General features: G+C 67.7%; 8 protein-coding genes. 4 read left to right on the top strand and 4 right to left on the bottom strand.

The features are described 5' to 3' along the window. Positions 1-7: 7 nt before the first annotated feature. The 4 genes from BLQ61_RS16840 (at position 8) to BLQ61_RS16820 (ending at position 8,172) form a co-directional block, all read left to right on the top strand. Complete coding sequence (locus BLQ61_RS16840) at positions 8-2,071, top strand: DNA topoisomerase III (RefSeq protein WP_011114056.1); 2,064 nt, start codon at positions 8-10, stop codon at positions 2,069-2,071. A 21-nt stretch (positions 2,072-2,092) separates the two neighbouring features. Next, positions 2,093-2,482 (top strand): protein TraD, encoded by a 390-nt coding sequence (locus tag BLQ61_RS16835; protein ID WP_006122510.1) that lies wholly within the window; start codon positions 2,093-2,095, stop codon positions 2,480-2,482. Between the two features lie 3 nt (positions 2,483-2,485). Beyond that, complete coding sequence (locus tag BLQ61_RS16830; protein WP_011114055.1) at positions 2,486-6,832, top strand: zincin-like metallopeptidase domain-containing protein; 4,347 nt, start codon at positions 2,486-2,488, stop codon at positions 6,830-6,832. Between the two features lie 488 nt (positions 6,833-7,320). After that, entirely contained in the window at positions 7,321-8,172 is an 852-nt protein-coding gene (locus BLQ61_RS16820) for a recombinase family protein (protein WP_011296189.1), read from the top strand. Position 8,173: 1 nt separating this feature from the next. Here the strand turns inward: BLQ61_RS16820 and BLQ61_RS16815 are convergent, their stop codons facing one another. The 4 genes from BLQ61_RS16815 to BLQ61_RS16800 all read right to left on the bottom strand — a co-directional run bounded on the left by BLQ61_RS16815 (position 8,174) and on the right by BLQ61_RS16800 (position 10,414). After that, positions 8,174-8,848: a DNA adenine methylase gene (locus BLQ61_RS16815; protein ID WP_011178411.1), complete on the bottom strand. Its 675-nt coding sequence runs from the start codon at positions 8,846-8,848 to the stop codon at positions 8,174-8,176. Positions 8,849-9,002: 154 nt separating this feature from the next. Further along, positions 9,003-9,434, bottom strand: coding sequence for an OmpA family protein (locus BLQ61_RS16810; protein ID WP_001665065.1), 432 nt, complete (start codon positions 9,432-9,434; stop codon positions 9,003-9,005). Positions 9,435-9,449: 15 nt separating this feature from the next. Beyond that, entirely contained in the window at positions 9,450-10,148 is a 699-nt protein-coding gene (locus tag BLQ61_RS16805; protein WP_011114053.1) for a TraX family protein, read from the bottom strand. Further along, entirely contained in the window at positions 10,148-10,414 is a 267-nt protein-coding gene (locus tag BLQ61_RS16800) for a hypothetical protein (RefSeq protein ID WP_010890140.1), read from the bottom strand. The genes BLQ61_RS16805 and BLQ61_RS16800 overlap by 1 nt, the downstream gene beginning before the upstream one ends. Positions 10,415-10,438: the final 24 nt, after the last annotated feature.

Raw genomic sequence — 10,438 nt, 5'->3', positions numbered from 1 at the left:
ACACACCATGCGCCTTTTCATCGCAGAAAAGCCGTCCGTCGCCAAGGCCATCGCCGGCGAGCTGGGCGCGACCGGCAAGGGCGACGGCTTCATCGAGTGCGGCACCGACAAAGTGACCTGGTGCTTCGGGCACATGCTCGAACAGGCCGACCCCGACGAGTACACGCCCGATGACGTGCCGCGCGGCCAGTCCGGCAAGAAGGTCTGGCGCGTCGATGAGCTGCCCATCATCCCCGAGAGCTGGATTCTCAAGCCCAAGGACGACGCGAAGAAGCAGCTCGCCGTGATCGGCAAGCTGCTCAAGGAGGCCAAGGAGATCGTCAACGCCGGCGACCCCGACCGCGAAGGCCAGTTGCTGGTTGACGAAGTGCTGGAGCACTTCCGCAACAGCAAGCCGGTGCGCCGCTTTTGGGTGAGCGCGCAGGACTCCGTTTCCGTCAAGCGCGGCCTGGCCGCGTTGAAGGAGAACACCACCTATGCAGGCTGGGCCGACGCTGCACGCGGGCGGCAGCGCGCCGACTGGCTGATCGGCATGAACCTCAGCCGCGCGTACACGCTGCGCGCGCAGCGCGGCGGCTCGCGCGCCCTGCTGACCGTGGGCCGCGTGCAGACGCCGACGCTGGCCCTCGTGGTCGCCCGCGACCGCGAGATCGAGGCATTCAAGGCCGTGCCGTACCACACCATCCGGGCGGTGGTGCAGCACGCCGGCGGCAGCTTCGCCGCCGCATGGAAGGCGAAGGAGGATCAAGCCGGTCTGGACAGCGAAGGCCGCCTTGTCGATACCGCCGTCGCCGACGCCCTGGTGGCCGCCGTCAAGGGCCAGCCGGGCACCATCGCCGCGTACAAACAGGAGGCCAAGAAGCAGAACCAGCCGCTGGCCTTCGCCCTGTCCGACATTACGGCACTGGCCTCGGCCAAGTTCGGCTACAGCGCCGAGGACGTGCTGAACACCTGCCAGGCGCTCTACGAGACGCACAAGCTGACCTCGTACCCGCGCACCGACTGCGCCTACCTGCCGGAGTCGCAGCACGCCGACGCGCCGCGCGTGCTGGAGGCGATCAAGCACGTCAACCCCGAACTGGCCGGCCTGGTCGATGGTGCCGATCCGCGTATCAAGTCCAAGACGTGGGACGACTCGAAGATCACCGCGCACCACGGCATCGTGCCGACCATGCAGAAGGGCAGCAAGGCCGCCCTCAGCGAGCGCGAGCGCAACATCTACGACCTGATCGTGCGCGCCTACCTGGCGCAGTTCTACCCGCTGCACGAGTACATGCAGACCACCGTGGGCGTCGAGATCGCGGGCGAGAACTTCGCCGCGAGCGGCAAGGTAGTCACGCGCAACGGCTGGCGTGACGTGTACAGCCAGGCCGACGAGGAAGGCGAGAAGGACGAGGACGACGACAGCGGCACGCAGGCCCTGCCGTCGATGGCCCAGGGCGACGCCGTGACCTGCACGGACGCCACCCGCAAGGACGCCAAGACGAAGCCGCCAGCGCGCTTTACCGAGGGCACGCTGATCCGCGCGATGGAGAACATCCACAAGTTCGTCAGCGATGCCGAGCACAAGAAGATGCTGCGCGAGGGCGACGGCATCGGCACGTCGGCCACCCGTGCGTCGATCATTTCCGAGTTGAAGCGGCGCGAGTTCCTGGCCGTCAAAGGCAAGCAGATCATCAGCACGACCCTCGGCCGCAGCGTCATCGACGCGCTGCCCGAGGTTGTGAAAAGCCCGGTGCTGACCGCGCTCTACGAGCGGATGCTGAAAGGCGTCGAGCAGGGCACGGCCGCCCTGGACGCCTTCATCACGAAGCAAGAGACGTTCATCCGCGACCAGGTGGCGAAGGCCAACAGCGGAGCCGTGACCATCGCCGGCGGCAAGGAAGCCGCGCCGGTGTCATCCCTTCACAAGTGCATGGCCTGCGGCAGCGGCTTGTCGCGCCGGCCGAGCAAGAAGAAGGGGCAATTCTGGTGGGGTTGCAGCAACTTCCCCACATGCAAGCAGACCTACCCCGACCTCAAGGGTCGGCCCGACTACAGCAAGGGCCGCAACGGCCCGGCATCCGAATGACCACAGCGAAGGAGATCGACCATGAACGAGCAAACCACCACCAACACCGCCGCCCACGACGAGCCGCTGGCCGTCCTGCCGCCGGTTGACGACGACGCCGCCGGCCGCGAGGCCGTGCGCGAGAAGATGGCCGACGCGCTGACGCCCGGCTTCCAGGTCGAGTTCGACCCCGACGAAGCCGAGCGCGTGGGCGCGTTCGTGGAGGACGCGCTGTCCGAGCAGGACGCCGCCGCGAGCGGCGACGACCTGGTGGAAGTCGATGGCGCGCTGGAGCCGGCATTCCTGGACGACGAAGGCCCGAGCGCCGACATCCCGCCGTTCATCACCACCACGAACGCCCGCGAGCTGTACGACCTGCGGCCCGGCGAGACGGTTGCCCAGGCCGCCGCGCGCAAGGCGTCGGAGGGCTGACCCATGCCGATCACGAAAGCCGAGGCGCAAGGGGTGACGCGGGCTTTCGTCCGCGACTACCCCGGCGCGCTGGAGCTGGCCTACAAGTTCCGCGAGGACGCGGCCGAGCTGTACGGGCCGCGAGCGGCCGAGGTGCCGGCCGACATGAAGGGCGGCTACGTGCCCAAGGAGACGCTGCACGCCGGCCGCGCCTACCGTGGCCGCGTGGACGTGCCCTTGCAGAACGTCGAGAGCGCCGGCGACCTACTGATGACGCTGCGGCACGAGGTGCTAGGCCACTACGGGGCCAACACCTTCGCGCCGGGCGAGAAGCGCGCCTTGCTGGACGGCCTGGCGGCCGCCCGCAACGAACCCACCCTCAAGCCGCTATGGGATGACGTGAACCGGCGCTATGCCGGCCAGTCCCTGGACGTGCGCGCCGAGGAAGTGTTTGCCCTGCACTGCGAGGGCATCGAGCCGAGCCAGCACCAGGTCGCCGACCAGGTGCAGCAGCGCGGCCAACAGTCATTCACGGAAACCTGCATCGCCCGCGTGCGGCCCATGCAGGCCGACGACCTGCACAACATCGTGTGCATGGTCGCCCAGGGCCTGCGCGACCGTTCCCGGACACAGCAGAACTTCCCTCAGTTCAACGAGCTATTCCGAAGGGACGAGAACATGGAGCCGAAGAAGCCGTTTCACGAAGTCGTGGCCGAAAAGCTGATCGAGCAGCTCAAGGCCGGCACCGCACCGTGGCAAAAGCCGTGGGAGCCGGGCGAACCCAACGCCTACCTGCCGATGAACCCGACCACCGGCAAGCGGTACAAAGGGATCAACGCCATCCACCTGATGGCCCAGGGCCGCAGCGATGCGCGCTGGATGACCTACAAGCAGGCCGCCGCCGTGGGCGCGCAGGTTCGCAAGGGCGAGAAAGGCACGCCGGTTCAATACTGGAAGTTCAGCGAAGAGCAAGACAAGCTGGACGACAGCGGCCGGCCCGTCCTCGATGCGAAGGGCCAGCCGGTCAAGGAAACCGTCATGCTGGAGCGGCCGCGCGTGTTCTTTGCGACCGTGTTCAACGGCGAGCAGATCGACGGCCTGCCGCCGCTCCAGCCGAAGAAGGAACAGACTTGGAACGCCGTCGAGCGCGCCGAGCACATCCTGAAAGCCTCGGGCGCGACGATCACCCACGCCGCCGGTGATCGGGCGTTCTACCGCCCTTCGACCGACAGCATCACCCTGCCGGAGCGCGGCCAGTTCCCCAGCTCCGACCGCTACTACGCGACCGCGCTGCACGAGCTGGGCCACTGGACGGGCCACGCTTCGCGCCTTGACCGCGACCTGGCGCACCCGTTCGGGAGCGAGGGGTACGCCAAGGAAGAGCTGCGCGCCGAAATCGCTTCCATGATCGTCGGCGACGAGCTGGGCATCGGCCACGATCCGGGCCAGCACGCCGCCTATGTGGGTTCGTGGATCAAGGCGCTGCAAGACGAGCCGCTGGAGGTGTTCCGCGCGGCCGCCGATGCCGAGAAGATTCACGACTACGTGCTGGCCTTCGAGCAGAAGCAGGTTCAGGAGCAAGACCAGCAGCAGAGCCAGGCCCAGGACGAAGCCGTGGCCCAGGCCCTGGCCGTGGACATTGCCGAAGTCCTGGACAACCCGGACGTGTCTTTCAGCCACTACCAGGCATTCCAGGGCGACACCCTGGAAGACGCCTTGCGCAGCCGTGGCCTCGAAACCGTGGGCAGCATCACCGGCACCGATCCCGAGCAGTTCTACGCGGTCGCGCATGACCGGCTGTCGCCGGTGTTCGGCATCGACCCGAGCCACACCGACACCGACAACGCCTACCTGGAGCGCAAGGGCTTGGCGCAAGAGTTCGCCAACATGGCCGAACAGCTCCACCTCGCGCAGCAGCTCCAGCAGCACGGCGAACAGATCGTGTCGAGCATCGACGCCGAAGCCAGGTGGAGCGACGGCCAGCGCATCTTTGCGTTCCACGACCAGGACGGTGAACCCCACCAGGTTCGCAGCCTGGACGAGCTGAACAACTACGCGCCCGACCAGTTGATGGCCCTGCCGGCGCTGACCCAGCAGCAAGCGGCCGTCGCAGACCAGGAGGCGAACATGACCCCACCGACCAACGACCAGGCGGCCGCCCTGCTGGCCGCCCATCCTGCCGACGCGGTGCAGGGCATCGAGCAGGCCGCCGCCGCGCGCCGGCAGCTCGCCGCCGGCGAGATCGACGGCCAGGCGTTCGCCGACGCGACCCGTCAACACCTTGGCGTTGAGCTGCCGCCCGACTGGAGCGGAGAGCTGCGCATCGTCGGCGTGGCCGAGCAGGACGGCCAGACCGTCGATGCCGCCCAGGCCGGCATCGAGCCGCAGGCGTTCCAGGTCTACGCGCGCAAGGCCGATGCGCAGTTCGGCGAGGACGCCTTTGCCTTCGTCGCCGGCACCCGCACCGAGGGCCAGGCCGAGGCTCTGACCGAGCGCCTGCACCTGGTCGATGCGCTGGGCACCGACAACCAGCACGAGCGCGCCGCCAAGCTGGCCCGCGTGCAGGAAGAGCGTGTACGGCGCGACCCCAACGCGACCGAAGAGGACATTTCAGCCGCTAAAGAGGCACGCAAGACCGCCGAGGCGTCGGCCATGCTCAACGACAGCGACGCGCAGCGCCGCGCGGCCGAGCTGGAGCGCCAGGAACGCGAGCGGCAGCAGGCGCAGCCGCAGGCCGAGAAGCCCGAACGGCAGTACATCAACGTGCCGTACAAGGAGAAGGACGAGGCCAAGAGCCTCGGGGCGCGTTGGGATCGGCAGCAACAGTCCTGGTACGTGCCGCCGGGCACCGATGCCGCTCCCTTCGCCAAATGGGCGCAGGGAGCCGCTACAGCGGCCGTAGAGCCGCGTTCGGCCCAGCCGGCACCCGAAGCCCAGGGCGAGGCGCAGAAGCCCGCGCAGCAGGCCCAGCAGGCCCGCCAGTACCTGGCCGTGCCCTACGAGCAGCGCAACGCGGCCAAGGCCGCCGGCGCGCTTTGGGACAAGGCCGCGAAGTCCTGGTATGTCGGCCCGCGCGCCGACGCGGCGAAGCTCGAACGCTGGAAGCCCGAGAACGTGCAGGCCCAGCAAGGGCCAGCGATGACGCCAAGGGAAGAGTTCGCCGAGGCCATGCGCAGCGCCGGCCTGTTCACCGGCAGCAACGCCCAGGGCGATCACCCGATCATGGATGGCAAGCGGCACCGCGTGCCGGTCGAGGGCGGCAAGAAGGGCGCGCTCGATGGCTTCTACGTGGGCCACCTGGACGGGCACCCGGCCGGGCGGATCATCAACAACAAGACCGGCACGGACATTACCTGGAAGAGCAAGGGCTACGCCTTGAGCGACCAGGAGAAGGCCAAGCTCCAGGCCGAGGCGGCCGAGAAGCTGGCACAGCGAGCCGTCGAGCAGGACAAGGCCCAGGAGGCCACCGCGCAGCGCGTCGGTCGGCAGATGGCCGACCTCGTGCCCATCGAGCAGCCGACGCCCTACCTGCAAGCCAAAGGCATCCAGGCGCAGGCCGGCGTGATGACCGACCGCGAAGGCCAGAAGACCTACATCCCGGCCTTCGACGCAGAGGGCAAGCAATGGACGATGCAATACATCCAGGAGGACGGCACTAAGCGGTTCGCCAAGGACTCGAAGAAGGAAGGATGCTTCCACCCGGTCGGCGGCATGGACGCCCTGGCGGCCGCGCCGGCGCTGGTGATCTCGGAGGGCTACGCCACGGCGGCCCAGGTGGCCGAGGCCGTGGGCCACGCCACGGTCGCCGCCTTCGACAGCGGCAACCTTGAGGCCGTGGCGAAGGCGCTGCACGCCAAGTTCCCGGACAAGCCGATCATCATCGCCGGCGACGACGACCGGCACCTGGTCATGACCCACGGCAACAACCCCGGCCGGGAGAAGGCCGAGGCGGCCGCCCAGGCCGTGGGCGGCAAGGCGATCTTCCCGATCTTCGCGCCGGCCGAGAACACCTACCCGCGCGACTTGCCCGCCATCACGCCCGACAGCTTCAAGACCCACCTGCGCGCCGAGCAGCGCCTTGCCGACGCCGCCGCCGGCAAGGTCGAGCTGGCCGGCGACGAGGCGGCCAAGCTCAAGGCGTCGATGTTGAGCGGCGCGCAGATCGCGGCGCTGTCCACGATGAAGCAGCACACCGACTTCAACGACTTGGCGCACAAGAGCGAGCTGGGCATCGAGGGCGTGAAGCGGCAGATCGGCGCGGCCATCAGCCAGGTGCAGCGCGACGAGCAGCAGCACCAGGAGCAGAAGCACGTCGAGAAAAAGCAACAGCAGATCGAGCAGCGCCCACGGCGGGCCGCTCGCATCGGATAAGTCGAAAAATCCGGCTAAAGTGGCCGAGCTGCACATCAGGCCGCGCGGTTTTCCTCCCTGATCGCCGGCGCGGTTTCTTCCTCCCTGAACCGCATGCAGACTTGCCGCCTCGGACACCCCGAGGCGGTTTTTTTTCGCCTCGCTCGAGCATCGCCGCATCCGACGATGCCGAGACGACCAGGCCGCGCACGTCGAGCTGCAGCATCGCCATTGCCGACGATGGCACCAGGTCGCCGGCGGTGGCCACCGACCTCGAGCTCGCATCGCCACATCCGACGATGCGCGCCGGCGTCGACCATCGCCAGGTCTGACGATGGCGGCCGCCCTGCCCTGGATCTCGCATCGCCATTTCTGGCGATGAGATCCACGGAGCGGCCATTTAGACCCGCCAATAACGACCCGGCCAAGATAAATCGCATGACGGCCTTTTTGGCCGGGGGTAGCATGACCGGACACTTTGCGTATACCCAAAATGACCGGAGGAACCCATGACCAGCCGCAACGGCTACTTCCCAGGCAAGACCAAGGCGAAGCGCAGCGCGATCATCACGCCGCGCACCGCCCAGGAAACACAGATTGCGGCCATGCCGCGCCAGTCACGCGCAGCGCGCCAGGCGCTCGCCAAGACGCCACCGCTGCGCGTCGGCGGCGATGGCCTGGTCGAAGGTGCCGACCGCATCATGCGGACGCCGACCGAGCACCAGGCCGCCGGCGTCGCTTTCAAGGTCGCGCGCATCTACTTGCGCGTCAGCACCGACGAGCAGGACTTGACCAGGCAGGCCGCCATCGTGGAGAGCACCAGGGCCGCCGGCTTCTACGTCGCCGGCATCTACCGCGAGAAGGCTTCGGGCGCTCGCGCCGATCGCGCCGAGCTGCTGCGCATGATCGGCGACCTGCAACCCGGTGAAGTCGTCGTTGCGGAGAAGATCGACCGCATCAGCCGCCTGCCGCTGCCCGAGGCCGAACGCCTCGTGGCCTCGATCCGCGCCCAGGGCGCGCGCCTGGCTGTCCCTGGCGTGGTCGATCTATCCGACCTGGCCGCCGAGGCGAAGGGCGTGGCAAAGGTGGTGCTGGAGTCGATCCAGGACATGCTTTTGAAGCTGGCGTTGCAGATGGCCCGCGACGACTACGAGGATCGCCGCGAGCGGCAGCGGCAGGGCGTCGAGCTGGCGAAGGACGCCGGCCGCTACACCGGCCGCAAGGCCAACACAAAGGTGCATGAACGCATCGTGGCGCTGCGCAGCGCAGGCCACAGCATTCCAGAGACGGCCAGGCTGGCCGGGTGCAGTGAAAGCCAGGTCAAGCGCGTATGGGCGCTGCACAACCAGGCGCAGGCGTGACCTACTCGGCCGCCTCCAGCTCGCGCAGGCATTCCATGATCGCCGCCCGCTCCAGCGGATCGAGCTTGGCGAGCTTCGCTTGCCAGCGGGCTTTCTTCCGCTTGATGCGCTCGCGCTCGCGGAAGTTGCTGCCGAGGTAGCGCAGATCGTGCAGCTCGGCCGGCTCGGGGTAGTTCATCCACAGCCGTTCGATAGCGATGCCGCCGCGCGTCATCGCGTTGAAGTCGATGGTTCTCCATGACGCCAAGGGAGAGCTGTCATAGATCGTTGAGCTGTAGCCCGACACCATCACCGCGCACGGCAAGCCGGCCAGCACGTCGAGCAGCCGCACGTGGTCGGCGTCGTCGTATTCGTGGCGGTATAGCTTGCCGCCGCGCCGGCTGTCCATCACGTAGGGCGGATCGGCGTAGACGAACTCGGAGCCGGTGAACTGGTGGGACTCCAGCCAGGCCACGGCGTCGCCGTGGTGCAGCTCCAGGCCGGGCACGTCGAGCTGCTGCCAGACCTCGATCACCTCGGGATCAACGTCGATGCCGACGCTGCGGGCAGCGGGCCGCTTGCGCTCCAGGATGTTGCCGCCGCCCAGGTGCGTTTCGATGTACGTGTCGTGAGGCGGGATGTTGTTGATGATCGTCTGGTAGACGCCGGCACCGCCCTTGCCGCCGGGGTATCTCATGGCCTTCTTCCTGGAGTAAATCGGGACTTGGCCAGCATCGTCAGAAATGGCGATGCTGTCAAGGGAAGCCGGCCGGGCCTGCATCGTCAGAGCCGACGATGCGAAGCTGCTGGAGCGACCTGCAGCACCGCCAGGAATGGCGATGCCGGATCGCTCAGTAGGTGGGGATGTAGACCACCTCAATGTCCACGCGCTGGTTCTCGCGCCGGCCCTCGGCCGTCGAGTTGTCTGCCACGAAATCGGCGGCCGATGCGAAGTTCACCATGATCTTGAGCGGCGAGACGCCGCGCGCCACCAAGTACGACCTGGCCGAGAGCGCACGGCGTAGTGCAAGGGCCTCATCGGCCGCGCTGGGCCGTAGTGTGCTGGTGCGCCCGCTGATGTAGATGATCGCCGCATTCCTAGCGTCGGCCAGCAGCTCCAGGGCCTCTGGCGTCGGCTGGAATGTCGCGCTGCTGTCGGGGAAGGACACCGATACGCCGGACTTGATCGGCGTGCCGAAGTTGCCGGCGTCGCCGGCGGCCAGTGCGCTTTGCGCGCTGACCAGGAACGCCAGAGAGAGGGCCAGAAGAACGGGTTTTCGCATGGGGCAGGACTCCAATCAGAAGAACAGGTAGCCGGCCTTGCTCATGGGGATGCGGATCAACCAGAGCGAGGCCAGGTGCAGCGGGTAATAGGCGTAGAAGGCCCAGCGCAGGCGCGGCACGCGCACATCCACCCGCGAGGCCAGGAAGAGCACCGGCAGGGCTGCCAAGGCCCACAGGTTGCGATTGACGAACCACAGGGCCGCGCAGGCCAGCACCGCGACCGCCGCGGCGGCCCAGCTCGGCCGGCGCGTGTACGACCACACCGCCAGGCCGAAAGCCACGGCCGGCCACCAATATTCGACCGAGCTGCCGCCGACCAGGAACACCACGCCGGCGGCCGCCAGGTGCAGCTTGCCGCCACGTTCGACCAGGTAAGCCGTGGCCGTGACGACCAGCAGCGTGAACATCACGTTGAGCGGCCACCAACCGGCGTACAGGCCGCCGAGGGCCACGAAGGGCACGGAGGCCAGCGCGCCGAACATCGCCAGGCGCGACATGGTGCGGCCGTACACGCCGCGTTCGAGCGTGCCCGGCCGGGCCAGGTTGTAGGCCAGGACGAACACGAAAAGGGGGAGCGCCACGCGGCCGGCCTCGAACAGCACCGGCAGCGTCGCGTTGAACAGGTACTTGTTGACGTGATCGCCGGTCATGAGAACCAGTGCGAGCCACTTCAACGCTTCGACGGTTCCATCAGGAATCCGCAGGGCCTTCATCAGCGCCGGCCCCCGCGAATCGCGTAGGCGCGCAGCACCAGGAAGATGATGTAGAGCGCTGGCAGTGAGAGCACGAAGGCGATGGGCTTGCCGATCCACGCCGGCAGCGCCCACAGCAGAAGGCCCAAGGCGAAGATCGGGCCGAGGCCCAGCAGAAGCAAATCGAGCTGGTTCTTGGCCTGCCCTTCCGCCCACTTGCAATAGGCTTGAAGCAACCGGCCGACGCCCAGCGTGTACCGCATCATGAAGGCGTGGAATTTGTCCATGTTTAGCCGCTAAATCGGAAGAGC

This window comes from Oryzisolibacter propanilivorax, assembly GCF_900103645.1.
Lineage (GTDB): Bacteria > Pseudomonadota > Gammaproteobacteria > Burkholderiales > Burkholderiaceae_C > Melaminivora > Melaminivora propanilivorax.
The sequence above is the reverse complement of the archived record's forward strand: the minus strand, read 5'-3'. Positions and strand labels throughout refer to the sequence as shown.

Bases quoted from the DNA above. Each gene is read 5' to 3' on its own strand.
- BLQ61_RS16800 (WP_010890140.1), bottom strand. From the start codon at position 10,414: ATGGACAAATTCCACGCCTTCATGATGCGGTACACGCTGGGCGTCGGC.
- BLQ61_RS16815 (WP_011178411.1), bottom strand. From the start codon at position 8,848: ATGAGATACCCCGGCGGCAAGGGCGGTGCCGGCGTCTACCAGACGATC.
- BLQ61_RS16830 (WP_011114055.1), top strand. From the start codon at position 2,486: ATGCCGATCACGAAAGCCGAGGCGCAAGGGGTGACGCGGGCTTTCGTC.
- BLQ61_RS16810 (WP_001665065.1), bottom strand. From the start codon at position 9,434: ATGCGAAAACCCGTTCTTCTGGCCCTCTCTCTGGCGTTCCTGGTCAGC.
- BLQ61_RS16805 (WP_011114053.1), bottom strand. From the start codon at position 10,148: ATGAAGGCCCTGCGGATTCCTGATGGAACCGTCGAAGCGTTGAAGTGG.
- BLQ61_RS16820 (WP_011296189.1), top strand. From the start codon at position 7,321: ATGACCAGCCGCAACGGCTACTTCCCAGGCAAGACCAAGGCGAAGCGC.
- BLQ61_RS16835 (WP_006122510.1), top strand. From the start codon at position 2,093: ATGAACGAGCAAACCACCACCAACACCGCCGCCCACGACGAGCCGCTG.
- BLQ61_RS16840 (WP_011114056.1), top strand. From the start codon at position 8: ATGCGCCTTTTCATCGCAGAAAAGCCGTCCGTCGCCAAGGCCATCGCC.